The sequence below is a fragment of the Nocardia sp. NPDC051981 genome (assembly GCF_040680715.1).
Classification (GTDB): Bacteria; Actinomycetota; Actinomycetes; order Mycobacteriales; family Mycobacteriaceae; genus Nocardia.
On the sequence record NZ_JBFAXK010000018.1, the window covers coordinates 93338 to 115838 of the forward strand.

General features: G+C 67.6%; 17 protein-coding genes. 10 read left to right on the plus strand and 7 right to left on the minus strand.

What is annotated here, in order from left to right; translation table 11 throughout:
* Nucleotides 1-53: 53 nt before the first annotated feature.
* Nucleotides 54-248 carry a 50S ribosomal protein L35 gene (gene rpmI / locus AB0L60_RS27790; protein WP_040856904.1) on the minus strand — a complete coding sequence of 65 codons (195 nt, stop codon included), beginning with the start codon at nt 246-248 and terminating at the stop codon, nt 54-56.
* 60 nt (nt 249-308) lie between these two features.
* Entirely contained in the window at nt 309-995 is a 687-nt protein-coding gene (gene infC / locus AB0L60_RS27795) for a translation initiation factor IF-3 (RefSeq protein WP_364619631.1), read from the minus strand.
* 330 nt (nt 996-1325) lie between these two features.
* Here infC and AB0L60_RS27800 point away from each other — a divergent pair, with 330 nt between their 5' ends.
* The gene (locus AB0L60_RS27800; RefSeq protein WP_364619634.1) at nt 1326-1694 is read left to right on the plus strand and encodes a DUF1844 domain-containing protein; all 369 of its coding nucleotides are present in this window, start codon (nt 1326-1328) and stop codon (nt 1692-1694) included.
* A gap of 176 nt (nt 1695-1870) precedes the next feature.
* Here AB0L60_RS27800 and AB0L60_RS27805 read toward each other — a convergent pair whose 3' ends face one another.
* Together AB0L60_RS27805 and AB0L60_RS27810 are read right to left on the minus strand one after the other, a co-directional pair.
* Nucleotides 1871-2485, minus strand: a complete 615-nt coding sequence (locus AB0L60_RS27805; RefSeq protein WP_364619433.1) for a TetR/AcrR family transcriptional regulator — start codon at nt 2483-2485, stop codon at nt 1871-1873.
* 6 nt (nt 2486-2491) lie between these two features.
* On the minus strand, nt 2492-3328 hold the full coding sequence (locus AB0L60_RS27810; protein ID WP_364619436.1) for a methyltransferase domain-containing protein: 837 nt from the start codon (nt 3326-3328) through the stop codon (nt 2492-2494).
* A gap of 127 nt (nt 3329-3455) precedes the next feature.
* Here AB0L60_RS27810 and AB0L60_RS27815 point away from each other — a divergent pair, with 127 nt between their 5' ends.
* The 5 genes from AB0L60_RS27815 (at nt 3456) to AB0L60_RS27835 (ending at nt 10366) form a co-directional block, all read left to right on the plus strand.
* Nucleotides 3456-4157 (plus strand): alpha/beta hydrolase, encoded by a 702-nt coding sequence (locus AB0L60_RS27815; RefSeq protein ID WP_364619439.1) that lies wholly within the window; start codon nt 3456-3458, stop codon nt 4155-4157.
* Nucleotides 4158-4486: 329 nt separating this feature from the next.
* Nucleotides 4487-5317: an LppX_LprAFG lipoprotein gene (locus AB0L60_RS27820; protein WP_364619442.1), complete on the plus strand. Its 831-nt coding sequence runs from the start codon at nt 4487-4489 to the stop codon at nt 5315-5317.
* A gap of 376 nt (nt 5318-5693) precedes the next feature.
* Nucleotides 5694-7103 carry a fatty acid desaturase gene (locus AB0L60_RS27825; protein WP_364619637.1) on the plus strand — a complete coding sequence of 470 codons (1410 nt, stop codon included), beginning with the start codon at nt 5694-5696 and terminating at the stop codon, nt 7101-7103.
* A 137-nt stretch (nt 7104-7240) separates the two neighbouring features.
* The gene (locus AB0L60_RS27830) at nt 7241-8407 is read left to right on the plus strand and encodes a 3-oxoacyl-[acyl-carrier-protein] synthase III C-terminal domain-containing protein (RefSeq protein ID WP_364619640.1); all 1167 of its coding nucleotides are present in this window, start codon (nt 7241-7243) and stop codon (nt 8405-8407) included.
* 36 nt (nt 8408-8443) lie between these two features.
* Nucleotides 8444-10366: an ATP-binding cassette domain-containing protein gene (locus tag AB0L60_RS27835; RefSeq protein ID WP_364619445.1), complete on the plus strand. Its 1923-nt coding sequence runs from the start codon at nt 8444-8446 to the stop codon at nt 10364-10366.
* A gap of 144 nt (nt 10367-10510) precedes the next feature.
* Here AB0L60_RS27835 and uvrA read toward each other — a convergent pair whose 3' ends face one another.
* Both uvrA and AB0L60_RS27845 read right to left on the minus strand, forming a co-directional pair.
* A complete protein-coding gene (gene uvrA, locus AB0L60_RS27840; protein ID WP_364619448.1) occupies nt 10511-13510 on the minus strand; it encodes an excinuclease ABC subunit UvrA in 3000 nt (999 codons plus the stop codon).
* Nucleotides 13511-13681: 171 nt separating this feature from the next.
* Entirely contained in the window at nt 13682-14509 is an 828-nt protein-coding gene (locus AB0L60_RS27845; protein ID WP_364619451.1) for a sigma 54 modulation/S30EA ribosomal C-terminal domain-containing protein, read from the minus strand.
* 255 nt (nt 14510-14764) lie between these two features.
* On the opposite strand from AB0L60_RS27845, the gene AB0L60_RS27850 reads away from it, so the two are divergent.
* Both AB0L60_RS27850 and AB0L60_RS27855 read left to right on the plus strand, forming a co-directional pair.
* A complete protein-coding gene (locus AB0L60_RS27850; protein WP_354846173.1) occupies nt 14765-15412 on the plus strand; it encodes a response regulator transcription factor in 648 nt (215 codons plus the stop codon).
* Nucleotides 15413-15484: 72 nt separating this feature from the next.
* Entirely contained in the window at nt 15485-17215 is a 1731-nt protein-coding gene (locus AB0L60_RS27855) for a GAF domain-containing sensor histidine kinase (protein ID WP_364619454.1), read from the plus strand.
* Between the two features lie 21 nt (nt 17216-17236).
* Here the strand turns inward: AB0L60_RS27855 and AB0L60_RS27860 are convergent, their stop codons facing one another.
* Nucleotides 17237-18433 (minus strand): beta-ketoacyl synthase N-terminal-like domain-containing protein, encoded by a 1197-nt coding sequence (locus tag AB0L60_RS27860; RefSeq protein WP_364619457.1) that lies wholly within the window; start codon nt 18431-18433, stop codon nt 17237-17239.
* Nucleotides 18434-18608: 175 nt separating this feature from the next.
* On the opposite strand from AB0L60_RS27860, the gene AB0L60_RS27865 reads away from it, so the two are divergent.
* A complete protein-coding gene (locus AB0L60_RS27865; protein ID WP_364619643.1) occupies nt 18609-19940 on the plus strand; it encodes a diguanylate cyclase in 1332 nt (443 codons plus the stop codon).
* Between the two features lie 161 nt (nt 19941-20101).
* Nucleotides 20102-22378: an ATP-binding domain-containing protein gene (locus AB0L60_RS27870; protein WP_364619460.1), complete on the plus strand. Its 2277-nt coding sequence runs from the start codon at nt 20102-20104 to the stop codon at nt 22376-22378.
* Nucleotides 22379-22501: the final 123 nt, after the last annotated feature.

The following is a 22501-nucleotide window of genomic DNA, read 5'->3' on the forward strand; positions in this document are numbered from 1 at the left end:
GTTGGTCGGTGATGCGTTCCGCGAACGGATCGCGAGCGGCTGGCTCAGCCGAATTACTTGGCGAGCAGCTTCTTGACGCGAGCGACGTCCGCCTTCGCGACGACCTCCACGCCGTCCAGACGACGAGTCCGGGTGGACGGCTTGTGCTCGAGCAGGTGGCGACGGTTCGCCTGCTGGCGCAGCAGCTTGCCGCTGCCCGACACCTTGAATCGCTTCGAGGCGCCGCTGTGGCTCTTCATCTTCGGCATGGATTCCTCAATCTGTCGTGCCGGAGGCGCGCGTCAGCGCGCCACCGGAGCTTCTCGTTATTACTGCTGCGGGGTGGCCGGTTCGGCAGCCGGGGCTGCGGTCTCGGCCGGGGCCGGAGCCGGGGTCTCGGCCGGGACGTTGCCGCCCTGGGCCGCAGACTGCTGGGCCTTCACCCGCGTCTTCGCACCCTTGTGGGGCGCGAGGACCATGGTCATGTTCCGGCCGTCCTGCTTGGCGGAAGTTTCGACGAAACCGAGGTCGGCGACGTCGGCGGCCAGTCGCTGCAAGAGCCGGAAGCCTAGTTCCGGACGCGACTGCTCGCGACCGCGGAACATGATGGTGACCTTGACCTTCGACCCGGCCTCGAGGAAGCGCATCACATGGCCGCGCTTGGTGGCGTAGTCGTGGTCATCGATCTTCGGCCGGAGCTTCTGCTCCTTGATCACGGTCTGAACCTGGTTCTTCCGGGACTCACGCGCCTTCTGCGCGGTCTCGTACTTGAACTTGCCGTAGTCCATGATCTTGCACACCGGCGGGCGTGCATCCGGCGCGACCTCGACCAGGTCGAGGTCAGCTTCCTGAGCGACGCGTAGTGCATCTTCAACACGCACGATCCCAACCTGCTCGCCACCCGGTCCGATGAGTCGGACCTCGGGAACGCGGATGCGATCGTTGATGCGGGTCTCAGTGCTGATGGGGCCTCCTAGGTCAAGCGGTTCGTCAACGACCGCAAGCAATAACTGCAACCCCAATTTCAACACGAAAGCCCCGTGCTGGTATTTCACCACCACGGGGCCCGAGTCGACCGATCCGCGACGCAAACAGCTGGCATCGCACCACACGCAGGGCAAACCCATGTGCAGAACCCATCAGGTAAATGATGGGCGACCGGACCGCCTGATCTGACCGGAAGGGCCGATCGACGGTGGGAGTCGGGCTCCACTTGATGCCCCGAGTCGGTTACAGGAACCAGTCCGGGACGGTCGTCGCGGAAGAGTCTAACACTCATAGCCGTGAGCTCCGAATCGACGGCCCCCGCGACCAGCGCCGACCCGCACGATGGGATGCTCTACCGCATGAGCGAGGCAATCACCAGCGACGAATCGGCCCTCATCGACGGCGAGGTCGTCCGCGAACTGGCCGACATCCCTGCCGTCGAGGTCATCAGCCGCGCCGCCGTCATGTTGATGAGCTCCGCCGCCGAGAAGCTCGGCCTCGGCGAAGCCGATCCCGCCACCAGCCCCCACCTCGACCTCGACGAGGCCCGCCGCGTCATCACCGCCCTCGCCGGCCTGATCACCGCCTCCGTCGAATACCTCGGCCCGCACGCCGGCCCCCTCCGCGAAGGCCTCCAATCCCTCCAGCGCGCCTTCCGCGAATCCTCCGCCTACCCCGACGCCCCCGGCGCCGGCCCGGGCGAGAAGTACACCGGCCCGGTGTACTGAGCCAACCGCTCGGCCCCTGGGTCGACCGTGACCCAGCGGCGGAAATCGCAATCGCCGTGTTGGCGGTCCGCGCGACGCCGGCCTGGGTTCCCCGAATCAACTGTGGCGCAAAGCCTTCAGTTCAATAAGGTCTCATCGGCTGAGCAAGGTCGCGACAGTGGCGGCAGCCGGATGCCTCAGGGGTGGGGTGCGATTCCGGCGAGGAGCGTCGCGACTACTGCGTCAACCTCGACTTCGGCGTGCGGGGTGCCGGGGAGCATGGCGGTGAGGACTGCGTCGTGGCAGATGCCGACGAGGATGGCGGTTGCGGCGGCGGTGTCGGCGGCGGGGGCGAGGCGGGACAGGTCGCGTTCGGCCCGGAGGTAGCGGGCCAATAATTCGCGCCAATCATCGTCGCGGGCTTCGGATTCGGCGTAGCGGGCCAATACGGATGGGCTGGCCAGCAGGCCGGCGAAGACCGGGAGGACTGCGCGATGCAGGGCGAGGCCGGCGGATAGGTACAGCGCCAGGTTCTCCTGGACGGTGGCGGTACCTGGGGCCGGCAGGGGGCCCAGGGCGGCGTGGGCGGCGGCGACGTGGGCGCTGAGGGCTGCGGCCAGGAGGGCGTCCTTGTCGGGGAAATGGTTGTAGAGGACGCCGTCGGCGACGCCTGCGGCGCGGGCGATGGCGCGGACGGTGAGGCCGGGTGCGCCCTGGTCGGAGAGGAGGCGCTGGGCGGTGGTGACGAGGTGGTCGCGGAGGTTGCGGTCGTCGTCGGTGCCGCGCAGCGCCGCTGCCTTTCTCGGGGACATGGGTGGTTACGGTAGCGGGCGGGTCGCGGTGACCAGGTAGGCCGCGTTGCGGAGGCGGACGCCGCCGGGGGTGACGAAGGGGGCCAGGGCGGTCGAGATGGCTGCGCGGACTGCGGTATCGGTGGTGAAACCGGACAGCGAGCGGTGGTAGCGCAGCGGGCCCCAGTCGATGATGAAGTCGGTGGCGTCGTCCAGGTCGTGGCCCCAGAGACCTTCGGCCTCAAGGTATTCGACGTCGATATCGCGGAAAACGGCGGCGCTCAACAGGTCTCGGATGACGTCGGGGTCGGCGAGCGGGCCGCGGGTGTGCGTGATCTCGAAGTCGGCGAGATGCTGTGCGGCCGCGCCGAATACGGCGCCGAGGTCGGTGCCGGGCATGGGCGGCATGGTGACGAAGGCGAGCCGGCCGCCCGGGCGCAGGGCGCGGGCGATATTGGCGAAGGCGGCCACCGGGTCGGCGAAGAACATGATGCCGAAGCGGCTCAGAGCGGCGTCGAAAGCGTTGCCGGGGAAGGGGAACACCTGGGCGTCGCCTCGTTCGAAGGTGACATTGGGGACGACCTCGGCCGCGGCGAGGGTGCGGGCCCGGGTGAGCATCGGACCGGAGAGGTCGATTCCGGTGGCGGATCCCGTGCCGGCCCGGCGGGCGACGACGCGGGTCAATTGGCCATTGCCGCAACCGATGTCGAGGACGTGGTCACCGGCGGAGATGCGGGCGGCGGTCAGCAGGGGTTCGTTGAAGCCGTGGTTCACCGCGTCGTAGCGGTCGTGGTTGCCGGCCCAGTGTTCGCCCTCGTAGCCGTTCCAGGCATCGGACTGAGCGGTATTGACGATCTCGGTCATGATCGACTCCTATATGAACGCTGGTTCATGAACGTACGTTCATAATGCGCCGCACTCGCCGCTCGGGTCAAGAGCCCCCAGGAGACATGGGGTTTCGACTGTCGGCGGGCTGTGCAATCCTCAGGACATGGCACGGATACTGCTGGTTCCCGGCTTCTGGCTGGGCGCATGGGCGTGGGAGGAAGTGGCCGGGCAGTTGCGGTCACGCGGGGACGAGGTCGAGGCGCTGACCCTGCCGGGTCTGGATCCGGCGGATCCGGAGCGATTGTCGGCAACCCTGGAGACACAGGCGCGCGCGATCGTCGCGGCCGGCCGCGAGGGCGATGTGCTGGTGGCCCATTCGGGCGCCGGTGCGGTCGCGTATATGGCGACAGATCTGGCGCCGGAACTGTTTTCGCGCGTCGTGTACGCCGACAGCGCACCCATGCCGGAGGGGTTCGTCCTCAACCCGGCCTTGGGGGACGCGGCAGAGTTTCCGCTGCCGGACACCTGGGCCGAGGTGGAGGCCATGGGGAACAGCCTGGCCGGATTGGACGAGGCGATGCTGGCCCGGTTCCGGGAGCGGGCGGTGCCGGTCCCGGCCGGCGTGGCGGGCCGCCCGGTGACACTCGGCGATTCGGCTGCGCGACTGAAGGTTCCGACCACCGTGATCTGCTGCAGCTTCCCCTCCGAGCTGGTCCAGCAGCTCCGCGACGCCGGGGAGCCGCCGCTGTTCCGGGAGCTGCGGAACATCGATGCGGAGTACGTGGACCTGCCGACCGGACACTGGCCGATGTGGTCGAAACCGGAGGAACTCGCCGAGCTGATCCACGAGACCGCACAGCACTGATTCCGCCGAAATTTCAACGATCAGCTGAAATTTCAAGAATCAATTGGCTAATCTCCAGCGACAGAACTGCGCCCACATTAGCGGTCGCTCGGCTTGCCACCGACGCAGCGACGCTGTTAACGCTCGCCGCCACGTGGGAAATACTGGGTTGCAGGGTAATCGCCTGCGCGGCTGGATGATCTAAAGCTTTGGCGTCACGCAGGTGGTGCTGGTTGGATGCCGGAGTATCGCCTCGTTCGACACGGACGCGGGCGAGTCCTGCATACTACGACGGGCAGCGGCAAGGCTGTCCTCACAACGAGATCGAACGGAATCTTCGGGGGTTGTACATGAATGAACTGATGTCCCAGGGCAAGCGCACCGCTGGACGCCGCGTCCGGCGCAGTGTCCTTCCGATCATGATCGCCGCCGCCGCGGCCGCCGCGCTGGTGTCGGGCTGCTCCTCGTCCTCCAGCTCGGACAGCAAGGCCACCACCTCGCAGGCGGCCCCGCCGTCGCAACTGCCCGACGGCGCGCAGATCGTCGCCGAATCCGCCAAGACCACCCAGACCCTGCAGTCGGTGCACGTGGTCATGGATGTCCAGAACCTCCCGACCCTCCCGGTCGAGAGCCTCAAGGCCGACGTCACCAACCAGCCGCAGGGCCAGGGTCAGGCCATCGGTGAGGCCAAGGTCAAGGTCAAGCAGGACGCCGACTTCACCGACACCAAGTTCATGGTCGTCGACAAGACCCTCTACACCGGCGATGGCAGCAAGTACTCCCCCGTCGGCCCCGCCGAGAAGATCTACGATCCGGGCGTCCTCCTGGACAAGGACAAGGGCCTCGCCAATGTCATTGCGCAGGTGAAGAACGCGAAGGCCGAGAGCCGCGAGAAGATCGACGGCGTCGACACCGTGAAGGTGAGCGGCACCATCGACGCCTCGGTGTTCGACCCGGTCGTGCCGCAGATCGGCAAGGACGGCGGCACCTTCCCCATCACCCTGTACATCAAGGACGTCGCTCCGCCGAGCGGCGCCGGCACCACCTTGCCGTCCACGGCCGCCTCGCCGGGCACCGGTCCCAATCTGGTGCGCGCCGTGGTCACCAAGGACACGGGCACCGTCACGGTTACCCTGTCCGACTGGGCGAAGCCGGTCCACGTCACCAAGCCCGGCAGCTGATCGCGCACATCCCTGTCATGTGAGTTCGGAGCCGGTTCGGGGAAAAAGCAACGGCGGCAACGCCTGTCGTCCGCCCTCCCCGGACCGGCTTTCGCATTTCGGCACACGGTCCGAAATTCCATTGCCTACAACCAATTCCGGCTCGCTCCGCGAGCTGGTTAGTCCGCAGCTATCTCGGCTGCACGCTTAAGAGATTGTTCAGTGAAATGCAAGGCGCAGCAGCGACGATTTCGTCCGAAAGTTCAAACGTCGTGCCTGCGTGTGGAGGGATGAGATGACGATCGAACGACCAGAGGCCGAGGCGACGATCGAACGCCCAGAAACCGAGGCGACGATCGAACGCCAGGAACCCGAAGGGGAGTTCCGCCGGCCCCCGATGGACGGCCCACCGCCGGTATCGAATGTCTGGGTCTACAACGGCAAAGCCTACGACCTCAGCGACTGGATTTCCAAGCATCCGGGCGGCGAGTTCTTCATCGGCCGGACCAAGAATCGCGATATCACCTCGATCGTCGGTTCGTACCACAAGAATCCGGAGGCCATCGGCCGCATCCTGAAGAAGTACGCGCTGGATCGCGACGCCCTGCCGGAGGACATCCACCCCAAGGCCAACGCGCCCGCCTTCCTCTTCAACGAGGGCTTCGACAGCTGGCGCGACACCCCGAAGTTCACCTTCGACAACAAGGACGACCTGCTCCACCAGGTGAAGGCCCGGCTCAAGGAACCCGAGCTGGCCGCCCGCATCCGGCGCATGGACACCTACTTCAATATCGTGGTGGCCACGCTGGCGGTGCTGTACTTCGCGGTGCAGGGCCTACGGCTGTTCGAGCGCAGCTGGATGCCGCTGCCGGTGTTCGTGATCGCCATGGTGCTGCTGCGCAGCTCGCTGGCCGGCTTCGGGCACTACGCCATCCACCGCGCCCAGAAGGGCATGAACAAGATCTACACGAATGCCTTCGACTTCAATTACGTCGCACTGGCTTTCGTGACCGCGGACGGCCACGCGCTGCTGCACCACCCGCACACCCAGAGCGAAGTCGACATCAAGAAGAACGTCTTCACCATGATGATGCGGGTCCCGCGGCTGTACCGGGTGCCGATCCACACCCTGCACAAGTTCGGTCACACCATCACCGGCATGACCATCCGCCTGCTCGACGTCTGCCGCCTCACCCGCAAGGTGGGCATCAAGGACATGTACGGCACCTGGGGCGGTGCGCTGCCGCACTTCATCGGTTCTTTCGGCGTGCGCTTCCTGCTGCTGGGCGAGCTGATCGTCTTCACCGTGATGGGCGACTTCTGGGCCTGGGCACTGCAATTCGTGATCACGCTGTGGATCTCCACCTTCCTGGTGGTGGCCAGCCACGACTTCGAACTGGAGACCGAGGAGATCGAGTCGAACTCCGAGGACTGGGGCGTCAACCAGATCGAGCAGGCCTACGACCTCAGGGTGGTCGGCAACCGCTACGTCGACTGCTTCCTGTCCGCGGGCCTGAGCTCGCATCGGGTCCATCACGTATTGCCCTACCAGCGCAGTGGTTTCGCGAACATCGCGACCGAGGACGTGCTGCGCGAGGAGTCCGCGAAGTTCGGGGTGGAGTGGCTGCCGGCCAAGAGTTTCTTCACCGACCGCTTCCCCAAGCAGATCCGCACCTACATTCTCGCGCCGTCCGACGACGCGGTGGAGCGCAAGTGGGGGTTCGTCAAGGAGCACTTCTCACCACTTGCCCTGAAGACCTGCGCCGTCTACACGGTTCAGGGCTTCACCGGAATCGGAACCGTCTGAACCGATTCCACTACCGCGGTGCGTCCATACATGCGCCGGCCGCACCGCGGGTCGTCATATCGAAACGAGGGGAGAATTTCGTGTCAATCACCATCGATGAAGGGGGCGCCCGTCCCTCGACGGCGGCGACCCGGCTCGTGGGGAGCGAGCCCGGCTCGGCCTTCCTACACCGGGAAGGCTTCGCACCCGCACCGCTGCCGCCGACCCCGCCGACCTCCGTCGGCGTCATCGAATCCATCGCGACCGGTTCGCCGAGCCAGATCTTCTCGCAGGCCGACGCCGCCGCCCAGGTGGCCGGACTGTTCACCGATCCGGTGCAGCAGGCCCGGATTCCGCGGATCTACCAGAAGACCCGCATCACCACCCGCCACCTCGCGGTCGACCCGATCGACCCCGAATTCCTGTCCTACAGCAAGGAAGTCGGCACCATCCGGGACCGCATGAACACCTTCTACGAGCACGCGGTGCCGCTGGCCGTGGATGTGGCCGGACGCGCCACCGCGCACCTGGAGGACCGGGCGTCGGAGATCGGCATGCTGGTCTTCGCCACCAGCACCGGCTTCATCGCGCCCGGCGTGGACGTGGCCGTGGTCAAGCAGCTGGGCCTGTCCCCCGCCGTCAACCGCGTCATCGTGAACTTCATGGGCTGCGCCGCGGCCATGAACTCGGTGCGCGCCGCGGTGGACTACGTCCGGGCGCACCCGGACAAGAAGGCACTGGTCATCTGCATCGAACTGAGCTCGGTGAACGCCGTGTTCGACGACAATATCAACGATGTCATCATCCACAGCCTCTTCGGGGACGGCTGCGGCGCGGTGGTCATCGGGGCCAGCCAGCCGCACCAGCCGCTGCCGGCCGGAGCGGTGGTCATCCGCGACAGCTTCAGCTACCTGTTCGACGACGCGGAGGACGGAATCGTCCTGGGCGTCAACGACAATGGCATCACCTGCGAGCTGTCGGAGAACCTGCCGCAGTACATTCTGCGGGGCGTGGACCCGGTGGTGACCGAGGTGCTGGCGCGCAATGGCATGACCAAGTCCGACATCGACCTGTGGGCGATCCACCCGGGTGGCCCGAAGATCATCGAGGAGTCCGTGCGCTCGCTCGGCCTCGGCTCCGAGCAGGCGGCGACCAGCTGGGACGTGCTCGCCGAGTACGGCAACATGCTCAGCGTCTCGCTGATCTTCGTGCTCGAGCAGATGATCGCGCAGCAGGCCACGCAGCCTATCTCGACCGGGGTGGCGTTCTCGTTCGCGCCCGGCGTCACCCTCGAGGGTGTCGTCTTCGACATCATCCGCCCCTGATCCGGGCACAGTTTCCGTCCAGAGAGCCCAGCAGCCATGCAACTCATCAGATTCCTCATCTCCATCTCGTGGATGCGGATCGCCGGCGTCATCGCCTCCGGTCTGGTCTGCGGTGCGGCCAATACCTACCTGGTGACATTGATTCGGGGAGTGGTGTCACCGGAACCGCATCCGGGCGTCACGGTCCAGGCGTTCGTCGCGACCGCGCTGATCATCCTGATCAGCGGCGTGATCTCGCAGGTGCTGCTGATCCGGCTCGCGCAGGAGGCCATCTACCGTCTGCGCGCGGACCTGAGCGCCCGCATCGTGTCCGCGCCGCTCGAACACCTCGAGCGGCTCGGGCAGCACCGCCTCATCGCGACCCTCACCGAGGATGTGCGGTCACTGTCGCAGGCGGTCACGGCAATTCCGAGCATCTGCATCGACCTGGCGACCATCATCGGCTGCTTCGTGTTCCTCGCGATCGTGTCCGGCCCGATCTTCGCCACCACCGTCGCGGGTACCCTGCTCGGAATCGCCTGTGTCGAAACGGTTCTCAAGAAGGTGCGGCACCTGTACCAGGCCGCCCGCGAGAACGAGGACGGCCTGCTGCGGTCCTTCCAGGAAGTGTCGCTGGGCATCAAGGAGCTCAAGCTGCACCGCGGGCGGCGGCGCGACTTCATGGATCGGCAGCTGCTCGGCTCCGCTGAGCGGCTGCGGGTGCAGAACGTCGAGGCCGGCTCCAAGTTCACCTTCGCCCAGGGTTTCGGCCAGCTGCTGCAGCTCGGCACCATGGCCCTGATCCTGTTCGGCCTGGCACGCGCCCTGGATCTGCCGCAGAACGTCATGGTCGGCTACGTCCTGGTCACCACGTTCCTCTCGATGCCCATGCAGAACTTCATGCACCGCATTCCCGACCTGCTGCGCGGTGACGTGGCACTGGCCAAGATTCGCTCGCTGAATCTGTCCATCCAGACCGCGCACGACGAATCCACGCTGCCCTACACCGAGCGTCCTGCCGCCACGGCAGCGCGGCTGGAACTCAACGACGTCAGCTACGACTACCTGAGCGAGGCGCCGCCGGCCTTCCCGCCCGTGCCGGGTGGTCCGCCGCCCGGTACCGGAGCCCATCCGGGTGGCGGTGCGCGACCGCACCCGGGCCGCGGTGGGCGGCCCGGCGCACCCGGTGCGCCCATGGGCGGACGCCCCGGCCCGCATCCAGGCGGGCGTCCCGGCGGCCCGCCGCCCGGCCACGGCCCGCGCGGCACCGATCGGCCGGATGTCAACGGCCACCGGTTCGTCGACCACGGCGGCCACCCCGTCCCGATGGGCGCGCCCATGGCGCCGCCCCAGGCCGACGGGTCCGGCTTCCACCTCGGACCGCTGGACCTGACCTTCTCACCCGGTCAGATCAGTTTCATCGTGGGCGGCAACGGCAGCGGCAAATCGACACTGGCCAAACTGATCACCGGCCTGTATGTCCCGCAGCACGGCCACCTGTCGCTCAATGGCGAGGCGATCGACCACGAGAACATCGAGTGGTTCCGGCAGAACTCGTCGGCGGTCTTCTCCAACTTCCACCTGTTCGAGGACTACCTGGGCTTCGACGAAGGCGTCGACGACGAGGTCCGCAAGTACCTGAAGGAACTCCAGATCGACCACAAGGTCACCGTGGAGAACGGCCGGCTGTCGACCATCGCGCTGTCCCAGGGGCAGCGAAAGCGCTTGGCGCTCTTGACCGCTCTGCTCGAGGATCGCCCGATCTACATGTTCGACGAGTGGGCCGCGGACCAGGAACCGAAGTTCCGCGACGTCTTCTACCGGGAAATCCTGGTGAAGCTCAAGGAGCGCGGCAAGACCGTCATCGTGATCACCCACGACGACCGCTACTTCGACTGCGCCGACCAGATCGTGAAACTCGACTTCGGCCACATCGCCGAGGTCAAGGAACTCAGCCCGCCCCTGGCGGCCGCCGAGTAGGCACGAAATACGAAGGCCCCGCACCGATTCCGGTGCGGGGCCTTTCGTCTGCGGTCAGCCGTCTCGGCCGCGACGGTGACCCAATAGCGGAGGGCCAGCGTGGTCATGCCGAGGGCCGTGCGTGCGTGCCGCCGTCTCTCGGCGTCAGCGGAGGGCGGCGGCCTTGCGGCGGGCGGCGGCTGCCTTCTTGGCGGCGGTGGCCTGGGCATCCGTCTTGGGAGCCGCCTTCTTGGCCGGAGCCTTCTTCGCTGCCTTCTTCGCCGGCCTGCGTTCGGCGAGGGAGGCGGGCTGGGCGGCGAGGACGTGCTTCAGGAACTGGCCGGTATAGCTTTCCGGGACTTCGGAAATGTCCTCCGGGGTGCCCTGGGCAATGACCAAGCCGCCGCCGGAGCCACCCTCGGGGCCCATGTCGAGGACCCAGTCGGAGGTCTTGATGACGTCGAGGTTGTGCTCGATGACGATGACCGTATTGCCCTTGTCGACCAGGCCGTTGATGACCGTCAGGAGCTTGCGGATGTCCTCGAAGTGCAGGCCGGTGGTGGGCTCGTCGAGGATGTAGATGGTGCGGCCGGTGGAACGCTTCTGGAGTTCGGCGGCCAGCTTCACGCGCTGCGCCTCACCGCCGGAGAGCGTGGGGGCGGACTGGCCGAGGCGGACATATCCGAGGCCGACGTCAACCAGGGTCTTCAGGTAGCGGTGGATGGAGGTCACCGGCTCGAAGAACTCCGCCGCCTCCTCGATCGGCATATCGAGGACCTCGGCGATGGTCTTGCCCTTGTAGTGCACCTCGAGGGTCTCGCGGTTGTAGCGCGCACCGTGGCAGACCTCGCAGGGGACGTAAACGTCCGGGAGGAAGTTCATTTCGATCTTCAGGGTGCCGTCACCCGAGCATGCCTCGCAGCGGCCGCCCTTCACATTGAAGGAGAACCGGCCCGGCTGGTAGCCACGCACCTTGGCCTCGGTGGTGGCCGCGAACAGGGTGCGGATCTTGTCGAAAACGCCCGTGTACGTGGCCGGGTTCGAGCGCGGTGTACGGCCGATCGGCGACTGGTCGACCTGCACCAGCTTGTCCAGGTGATCCAGGCCGTTGACCCGGGTGTGGCGGCCCGGAACCTGCCGCGCGCCGTTCAGCTTGTTCTGGAGCACGGTCGCCAGAATGTCGTTGACCAGCGTCGACTTACCCGAACCCGACACGCCGGTGATCGACGTCAGCACGCCCAGCGGGAAACTCACGTCGATGTTCTGCAGGTTGTGCTCGACCGCGCCGACCACCGTGAGCTGCTTGCGCTTGTCGACGGGTCGCCGCACCAGCGGCACCTCGATCTGCTCGCGGCCGGAAAGGTAAGCGCCCGTGAGCGATCCCTTGTCCTCGAGCAGCCCCTCGTACGGACCCGAGTACACCACCTGACCGCCGTGCTCACCGGCCAGCGGGCCGATGTCGACCACCCAGTCCGAGGCGTGAATGGTGTCCTCGTCGTGCTCGACCACGATGAGCGTATTGCCGAGATTCTTCAGCCGCGTGAGGGTTTCGATGAGCCGGCGATTGTCGCGCTGATGCAGGCCGATCGACGGCTCGTCCAGCACGTAGAGCACACCCACCAGGCCGGACCCGATCTGGGTGGCCAGGCGAATACGCTGCGCCTCACCGCCGGACAGCGTGGCCGCGGCGCGCGAGAGCGTCAGGTACTGCAGACCGACATCCAGCAGGAACCCCAGGCGCGCCTGGATCTCCTTGATCACCTGCGCCGCGATCGCCGCCTGGCGATCATCGAGGGTCAGGGTGTTCAGGAACTTCGCGGCATCACCAATGGACAGATCCGACAGGTCCGCAATGGATTTGCGCTCCGGGCCCGCCGACAGCGTGACGGCCAGAATCTCCGGCCGCAGTCGCGCGCCATTGCAGACGGGGCACGGGATGTCCCGCATGTACCCGTCGTAGTGCTCCTTCATCGCCTCCGATTCGGTGGCGTCCATGCGCCGCTGCAGGAACGGCATCACGCCCTCGAAATCGGCGTAGTACGAACGCTTGCGGCCGTAGCGGTTGGTGTAGGAGACGTGCACCTGCTCGGAGCTGCCCTCCAGCACCGCCTTGCGGGCCTTGAGCGGCAACTGATTCCACGGCGTGTCCATGGAGAAGCCGATCGCCTCGGCCAGGCCCGACAGCAGGCGGGTGAAGTATTCGGCGGTCTGCCCGCGCGACCAGGGGGCGATCGCGCCGTCATTGAGGCTCAGATCCGGGTCCGGCACAACCAGATCCGGATCGACCTCCTTGCGGATACCCAGACCCGTGCAATCCGGGCAGGCGCCATAGGGCGAGTTGAAGGAGAACGACCGCGGTTCCAGATCCTCGATATCGAGCGGGTGCCCGTTCGGGCAGGCCAGCCGCTCGGAGAAGCGCCGCTCCCGATCGTGGGCGTGCTCGTCGCGATCCACGAAGTCCAGCACCACGATGCCGTCGGCCAGCCGCAGCGCCGTCTCGATCGAATCGGTCAGGCGCTGTTTGGAACTCGGCTTCACGGCGAGGCGGTCCACGACCACCTCGACATCGTGCTTCTCCTGCTTCTTCAGCTTCGGCGGATCGGTCAGCGGATGCACCACGCCGTCGACCCGGACGCGCGAGTAGCCCTGCGAGTTCAGCGACTCGAACAGGTCCACGAATTCGCCCTTGCGGGTGCGCACCACGGGCGCGAGCACCTGGAACTTGGTGCCCTCCTCCATCGCCAGCACCTGATCCACGATCTGCTGCGGGGTCTGCTTGGCGATCAGATGACCACAGACCGGGCAGTGCGGGGTGCCCGCGCGCGCGAACAGCAGACGCAGATAGTCGTAGACCTCGGTGATGGTGCCGACCGTGGACCGCGGATTGCGGTTGGTCGACTTCTGGTCGATGGACACCGCCGGGGACAGGCCCTCGATGAAATCCACATCCGGCTTGTCCATCTGGCCGAGGAACTGCCGCGCATACGCCGACAGTGATTCCACGTACCGCCGCTGGCCCTCGGCGAAAATCGTGTCGAAGGCGAGCGAGGACTTTCCGGACCCGGACAGACCAGTGAAAACGATGAGACTGTCGCGAGGTAGGTCGAGATCGACCCCTTTGAGGTTGTGCTCCCGCGCTCCGCGCACCGTCAGGCGATCCGCCACTGGCCATCCTTCCAACGTTTCAGCATCCAGACATACCCCCGACGCCATGCTAGGGGCACCCACCGACAATTCCGCCTCTCCGTGCCTTCAGCGGGCAGCGAAGAGCCGTTGACGTTGACATTCCGTGCCGGCGGATTGGGTGCCGAACCGATTCTGGACGTACCCGACGAGTTACCCTCGACTCGCGAAATCAGTCGTCACCTCGGTCAAGCCTACGGGCAGTGCCCGTCGCACGCAGCTCGCGATCGACCGCGGCTGCCGCACCCGATCCCGATCGCAATCGCGCGAGCGGTCCTCGGCGCCGGCCGCGGTGACCAGCCCGAGATCGCCGTCGAAGCGCCGATACAGCAGCCGGCCGCGGCGCGTATCGGCATCGGTGAAACACAGATAGGGCAGCCCGCCCAGGCACAGCCGGGCCACCGCGTCGTCTTCGAGCAGGACCGGCACGCCGTCGCGCATCCGGCCCAGGGTCCGCACGCCGAGCGGACCGGTCCAGCAGACCACCGCCTCGGATCCGGTCTCGGCGTCGATGAACAGGTGCGCGTCGTAATCCATGGCATCGAGCACCCGCGCCGCCGCGGCGGGTGTGGCCACCTGTAGTCGACAATCCTTGCGCCGCACGATCGGTCGTGGCTCGGTCACCGCGGACAGCGACGGCCGCGCAGGATCCGGCCAGGGCCGGGACAATTCGTCCGGCGGGCAGCCCAGCCGCAGATCCAGCCGCTCCAGCGCGAAGGTGGACGCGAACCGCCCAGGCCCGGCGACCTGCACCCGGAATGTCTTTCTCAGCGTTCGGACACCCGCCTGCACCAGCGTCGTCTCGTCCTCGGCGGCGGGCCAGTGCAGACGTGCCCGCACCGGGCCTGCGACCCCGTGCCGGCGCAGGATCCTGCCCAATCCGCGCACCACCCGGGTGACCTCCCCCGACGGGACGGGTCCGTGCGTGGTCACCACGAAATCCGGATCGATTCCACTCGACCACACATCGAATGCGCCCATAGCCGAACCCCGCTCTCCCTGTTCCGAGCCGGCAACCCGTCTCCATGGCAACACACCCAAGTCACCCCCGACAGTGCCGAAAGTCCCGAACCAGGCCACTTTCGGGGAAAATTCTCCGACAAAAATAACCGGACAAATTTCCGGACGGTCCGCACACCGGAAATTAGGGACCTTCGGCGGTATCCGGGCGTCTTCCCGCGAGATACGTTTGCCACTACTATTTCGCGCGCCCGCGACCCGAGCTTGGAGGCTGTCGTGATCAAAGTCTTCCTGGTCGACGATCACGAGATCGTCCGCCGCGGTCTGACCGACCTGCTGGAGGAGGATCCCGAACTGACCGTCGTCGGCGAGGCGGGCGACGTCGCCCAGGCGCTGGCCCGGATTCCGGCGCTGCGCCCCGACGTGGCGGTGCTGGACGTCCGCCTGCCCGACGGCAACGGCATCGAACTGTGCCGCGACCTGCTCGCCGACATCGACGACCTGCGCTGCCTGATCCTCACCTCCTACACCGACGAACAGGCCATGATGGACGCCATCCTGGCCGGCGCCAGCGGCTACGTGGTCAAGGACATCAAGGGCATGGAGCTGGCCAAGGCCATCAAGGAGGTGGGCGCGGGCCGTTCGCTGCTGGACAATCGCGCGGCGGCGGCGCTGATGGCGCGGCTGCGCCGCAGCACCGAATTCGACGGCCCGCTGGCCGGTTTGACCGATCAGGAGCGCAAGCTGCTGGACCTGCTCGGCGACGGCCTCACCAACCGGCAGATCGCGGAACGGATGTTCCTGGCGGAGAAGACCGTCAAGAACTACGTGTCCCGGCTGCTGGCCAAACTCGGTATGGAACGCCGCACCCAGGCCGCCGTGCTGGCCTCGAAATTGCGTACGGGACAGTCACGTTCGGCATGACAACCTCTCGGCAACCTCGGCCCGCATAGAATTCCGCTTGCCGTGTCGTATCCGCCGGACCGCAGGACAACCATGCACGACACACCCCGCACCGGTCCCTACTCGGTGCGTGAAACGCTGTCGCAGCTGCGATTACGCGAATTGCTCACCGAGGTCAAGGACCGGGTCGAACAGATCATCGACGCCCGGGATCGCATCGACGGGCTGGTCGAGGCCATGCTCGCGGTCACCTCCGGCCTCGATCTGGACCAGACCCTGAGGACGATCGTGCGCGCCGCCACCATTCTGGTCGACGCGCGCTTCGGGGCGCTGGCGGTGCGCGGGCACGAACAACAGCTCAGCCAGTTCACCTTCCACGGCATCGACGAGCAGACCCGGTTGCGGATCGGCGCGCTGCCCGAGGGCCACGGCGTGCTCGGCCTCATGCTCGACAAGCCCGAACCGCTGCGCCTGGACGATCTCGCGCGCCATCCCGCCGCGACCGGATTCCCCGAGCACCATCCGGTCATGCGCACCTTCCTCGGCATGCCGGTCCGGATCCGCGGCGAGATCTTCGGAAACCTGTACCTCACCGAGAAATCCGGCGGGCACCCCTTCACCGAGGACGACGAGGTGCTGCTGCAGGCGCTGGCCGCCGCGGCCGGTATCGCCGTCGACAATGCCCGCCTCTACGAGCAGGCCCGCACCCGACAGGCCTGGATCGAGGCCACCCGCGATATCGCCACCGAATTCCTGGCCGACACCGAACCCAGCAAGGTGCTGGCCCACGTGGTCGAGCACGCCCGCGAACTGACCGCCTCCCAGCAGGCGCTGCTGGCCGTGGTCGCCGATCCCGACGACGCGCCCGAGGATGTCGCCGAACTCGTTGTGGCGCAATGGTCCGGCCCCGACGAGCCGCCGCACGGACACGCGGTGCGCGCGGGGGCCACCGCCGTCGGGCAGGCCCTCACCACTCGCACCCCGCTGCGCTTCGACGACGCCCGCCACATCGACCTGGGCACGCCCCTCGCCGATATCGGCCCGGCCCTGGTGCTGCCGCTACACACCCCGGACTCCATCCTGGGCGTGCTGATCACGCTGCGCGCCACCGAATCCGCGCCCTACACCGACGAATTGGTGGAGCTGATCGCCGCCTTCACCGATCAGGCCGCGCTGGCCATGCAACTGGCGGTGGCGCAGCGCCGGATGCGCGAACTCGACATCCTCACCGACCGCGACCGGATCGCCCGCGACCTGCACGACCACGTCATCCAGCGGCTGTTCGCCATCGGGCTCTACCTGCAGGGCACCGTGCCGCGCGCCCGGGTGCCCGAGGTGCAGAAACGGCTGGCCGACGCCATCAACGATCTGCAGGACGTGGTGGAGGAGATCCGCACCTCCATCTTCGATCTGCACGGCGGCGACGGGCACAGCACCCGGCTGCGCCAGCGCATCGAACGCGCGGTGAAACAGCAGACCACCGCCACCGGCATCCGGGCGCTCATGCACATCACCGGACCGCTGTCGGTCGTCGAGCCGGCGCTCGCCGATCACGCGGAAGCCGTTGTGCGCGAGGCAGTCTCGAACGCGGTCCGGCATTCCGGGGCCGACACCATCACCATCGACATCGGCGTGGCCGACGATCTCACCATCGTGGTCTCCGACAACGGCCGCGGCATTCCGGACGACATCACCCCCAGCGGCCTGACCAGCCTGGCCCGGCGCGCCGTACAGTCCGGCGGCAGCCTGGCGGTGTATCCGCGGCGCGATCCCAGCGGCGACGGCACCGGCACCAAACTGCACTGGTCGGTGCCACTGCATTGACTCGCTGAGATCTCGGTCTCGTCAGCCGACCGGGCCGAGCACCACCGCGGAGTTGTTGCCGCCCATGCCCAGCGCGGTCTTCACCGTGATGCCGTCGACCCCGCGCCGGACGCCGTCGACCAGATTGGGATGCGCGGGCGCCACGATCGGGGCGGACACCAGCAGCCCGCGCTCGTAACCCAGTGCCGCGACGGCCACTTCGACCCCGGCCGAGGCGGCCTGGCAGTGCCCGGCCAGCGGCTTGAGCGCCACCACCGCCGGGCGATCGTCGAAAAGTTGCGCCAGCAGCGCGGTTTCGGCGGCGTCGCACTGGGCGGTGCCGGAACCGTGCGAATTGAGGTACGCGACCTCGCCGGGATCGACATCGGCGCCGACCAGGGCGCGGCGCACGCACTCGAAGATCTGGGAGTAGGACGGCTCGACGGAGATCACGTGGTGACCGTCGTTGGACATGGCCCCGCCGAGCATCGCCGCATAGGGCCGCTCGGCGTCACGTGTCGCCAGGAACGCGACCGAGGCCTCGCCGAAACCGAAGCCGCGACTGCCCTGCTGGAAGGGACGGCAGGCGTCGAGGGGGTCGGTGTCGTCCACCGCCGCGCCCAGTACCACGAACGGCTGCACCATCTCAGGAATCCCGGACAGGTCGGTCGCGACCACCAGCACGTCGTCGGCGATGCCCTGGGCCAGCCACAGCTGCGCGGTGACCAGGGCCACGTTCGCCGAGGAGCAGGCGGCGGTCACGTTCATGGCCGGGCCGTGAAACCCGAACTCGCTCATCAGCATCGACACCGGGGTCGAGGGAAGTAATCGCAGATAGTCGCGCGAACGCCGCTGCCCGCCGTCGACGGTGTAGAAGTCCCGCCACTCGTAGGCGTCTCCGAGCACGATGGCGTGCAGCAGGCCGACCGTCCGGCCGGGCCGCCAGCCGCGTTCGCGCGCATCGGCCACCGCCTCGCGCGCCGAGCCGATGACCGCGCGTAGGTAGCGGCTGGGTGGTAGCTCCGGATCGCCGCCGTCCGGCACGCGGGCGATCCACCCCTGCCGATCGCGTTCGGGCCCGTACCCTGGAAAGAGCCGGGCTGCGGGTTTGCCGGTCAGCAAACCTTTCCAGAGGGTTTCGCGGCCCCAGCCGTACCCGGTGACAGCGCCGATGCCGGCCAGGGTCATATGATCTTGATGCCGACCTGCGGTCATCGGGACGGGGATGATGCCTGGCATTTGCATCGCTCCTCTCGGGCCGTTGCCCGTAATGGTCCCACTCGCGGGCCGATGCTGTGCGGAACTGCAATTCATTCAATACGGTCGGCAAGGGGCACCAGCAAATTTACAGATAACAGAATGGTGCCGTGCTCCAGTGACGTGTCGGAACGACGATCAGGGGGTGCATGACGTGATGGGTAACGATCGGGCAAATGACTCGGCCAATGCCGAACAGCTGGCCCAGCGATACCGGTCCCTGGTGGATTACAGCCCCGACGGGGTCGTGGTCCACGAGCGTGGCACCGTCGTCTACGCCAACCCGGCCATGCTGCGGCTGCTGGCGGCCGCGGATCCTGACGACGTGATCGGGCAACCGGTCACCAATTTCGTCGAACGAAGTTCCGTCCCTCCCATGCTCGACCGCATCCGCCGCCTCACCATCGCGGGCACCGCGTCCGACCCCGCCGAGATGACGCTGATGCGATGCGACGGCGGCAGCGTCGACGTGGAGACCGTGTCGGTGCTCACCGCCTGGCACGAACACCTCGCCTACCAGGTGGTGGTGCACGACCTCACCGCGCAGCGCCGCGCCGAGGCTGCCCAGCAGCGCGCCGAACAGTTCTTCACCACGGTGGTGTCGCAACTGGAGGAGGGGGTGGTGGTGATCGACCGGCACGGGCGCATCGAATCCGCCAATCCGGCCGCACGACGCATCTTCGGCTACGACTCCGACGATCTCGTCGGCACCCACATCTACGACATCCCGCTGTCCCTGCTGGACGCCAATGCCCAGCCCATGCCCACGTCCTGGTATCCGGTGATCCGTACCCTCGCCACCGGCGAGACGGTGACCCGCTTCGTGTTCGGGCTCGACCGGCCCGACGGGCAGCGGCGCTGGCTCTCGGCCAACAGCCGGCTGCTCGATCCCAGCGATCCGGAGTCGGCGGCGGTGTCGTCGTTCAACGACATCACCGAATTCCGGGCCAGCCGAAGGCAATTGGAGTACCAGGCCACCCATGACCCGCTCACCGGGCTGGCCAATCGGGCGCTGGTGCTGTCGCAGCTGGCGGCGGCGCTGGGCACCACCGAGACCCTGCCGGTGTCCAGCGTGCTGTTCATCGACCTGGACGGCTTCAAGGCCATCAACGACACCCTCGGGCACGCCATCGGCGATACCGTGCTGCAGATCGTGGCACAGCGGCTGCAGCGCGGGCTGCGCTCCGAGGACATCGTGGGCCGGATCGGCGGTGACGAATTCCTGGTGCTGCTGTCCGGCCGCACGCTGGGCGTCGATATCGACACGCTCATCGCGCGGCTGCGCCAGACCATGGCCGAGCCGATCATCGCGCGCGGGCACCGCATCCAGGTCGACGCCTCGATCGGGGTGACGGACCTGTGCGCGGGCGACAATCGCACCCCGGAGGCCGTCCTGCACGATGCCGACGTGGCCATGTACCGGGCCAAGCCGCCCAACCATCAGAACGGCACCCTCGCACGCCGCAGCGACAGCACCCACGCCTCCTGAACCCGGCAGTTTCAGGGCCTGTTACCTGGCGGTACGGCGCGCGAGGGAATCGCGAACTAGACTCGACAACTCTGTTCTCGATGCTTCGCGCCCCGTACCCAACACGGCGGACGTGGTGAACAAGGAGTTCCGTTTTGCCCGACCTCACCGAGGAGCGTTCCGTGTCCGATTCCGCTAACGCGGCTTCCCCGGACCTGGAGCGCGAGCAGCAGTACCTCACGAAGCTCTACGAACAGCTCGACGGCATGCGCGCCTACGCCCAGCGGCGGCTGCGCACCGTGCTGCTGGAGACCGGCGGCACGCCGCAGGCCCGTAGTGAGCGCGAGTCGTTCACCCAGCTCTACTCCGAGGACCTGGCCAAGTACGACGCCGCCGAACACGGCCTATGCTTCGGCCGCATCGACATCGCCGAGAACGGTGACAGTGAGCACCGCTACATCGGGCGCATCGGCATCCTCGACGAGAGCGCCGATTACGAGACACTGCTGCTGGATTGGCGCGCTCCCATGGCCCGGCCCTTCTACCTCGCCACCACCGCCGCGCCCGACGGCGTGACCCGGCGGCGGCACATCCGCTCGCGCAACCGCACGGTCACCGGGGTCAACGACGAGTACCTGGACCTGGATGCCGCGCAGCGCGCCGGGGTGGTCGGCGGCGACGGCGGCGTGGGCAGCGAGAGCGCGCTGCTGGCCGCGCTCAATGCCGCCCGCACCGGGCACATGAACGACATCGTCGAGACCATTCAGAGCGAGCAGGACGCCATCATCCGCTCCGAGCACAAGAGCGTGCTGGTGGTGCAGGGCGGGCCCGGCACCGGCAAGACCGCGGTGGCACTGCACCGCGCGGCCTACCTGCTGTACACCTACCGGCAGCAGCTGGACAAGGCCGGCGTGCTCATCATCGGCCCGAACTCCACGTTCCTCGATTACATCGGCCAGGTGCTGCCCTCGCTGGGTGAGACCGGAGTGCTGCTGTCCACCGTCGGCAACCTGTACCCGGGAGTGCAAGCGACACTGGAGGATTCGCTGCGCGCCGGGGAGCTCAAGGGCTCGCTCGACATGCTCGAGGTGCTCAAGAAGGGGGTGCGGGACTGGCAGGAGGTACCCCGGGAGCCGATCCAGCTCTACTTCGACGGCCACCAGCTCGAGCTGGACCGCAAGATCGCCACCAAGGCCCGCGGCCGCGCCCGCTCCTCGCGCCGCCCGCACAACCTGGCCCGGCCCGTCTTCGCCGCCGCCATCGTCGACGCGCTCACCGATCAGCTGGCCGCCGCCATCGGCTCGAACCCGCTGGGCGGGCGAAACCTGTTGAGCCAGACCGATCTCACCGAGATCCGTGACGAGATGCGGGCCGATCCCGAGATCCAGCGCGCCATCGCCGGTCTGTGGCCCATCCTCACCCCGCAGGAGGTGCTGGGCGGGCTGTGGGCCGACCCCAAGCGCCTGGCCGATGCCGCCGGGCAGCTGAGCCACGCCGACCGGGCCGAGCTGTACCGGGCCGACAGCGGCGAGTTCAGCGACGCGGACGCGCCCCTGCTGGACGAGCTGGCCGAACTGCTCGGCATCGACGACAGCGAGGAGCGCGAGCGCTCCCGCCGCCGCTGGCGCGCCCAATTGGCCGAGGCCCAGGACGCGCTCGACATCCTCACCGGTTCCGCGCCCCAGGATCTCGAGGACGACCTGGATCCCGAGCTGCTCATGGCCTACGACCTCATCGACGCCTCCCAGCTGGCCGAGCGCCAGCAGGTGCGCACCCGGCAGACCACCGCCGAACGCGCCGCCGGCGACCGCACCTGGACCTACGGCCACGTCATCGTGGATGAGGCGCAGGAGCTTTCGGCCATGGCGTGGCGAATGGTCATGCGCCGCATCCCGAATCGCTGGATCACCGCCGTCGGCGACGTGGCCCAGACCGGCGACCCGGCGGGCGCCTCGTCCTGGCAGCAGGTGCTGGAACCCTATGTGGCCAAACGCTGGAAGCTCACCGAGCTGACGGTCAACTACCGCACCCCGTCGGAGATCATGGCGGTGGCGGCGGACGTGCTGACCGCCATCGACCCGGCCGCGCCCGCGCCGCGCTCGGTCCGCGACTCCGGCTTCGAGCCCACCGCGACCCGGGTGGCGGCCCCCGAGCTGGCCGACGAGATCAAGCGGCTGGTCGCCGCGGAGGCCGAGCATCCCGGCACCACGGTGGTCATCGCGCCGCACGACCTGGCCCCGGAACTCGCTCACCTGACCGATGATTCGGTGCGGGTGCTCACCGTCCACGATGTGAAGGGCCTGGAGTTCGACGCGGTCATCCTGGCCGAACCGCACCGGATCCTGGACGAATCGCCGCGTGGCCTCAACGACCTGTACGTGGCGCTCACCCGCGCCACCCAGCGTCTGGCGGTCGTGCATTCCGCGGACCTGCCGGCGGTCTTGCACCGGTTGCGCTGACCAGGACAGCGGAGCGGGGGGGGCCCCCGGGGGGGGGGGGGGGGCGCCGGGGGCCCCGGGGGGGGGGGGGGCCGGGGGGGCCGGAGCGATCATCCCGCGTCCGCGGGGGGGCCGCGGCCCACC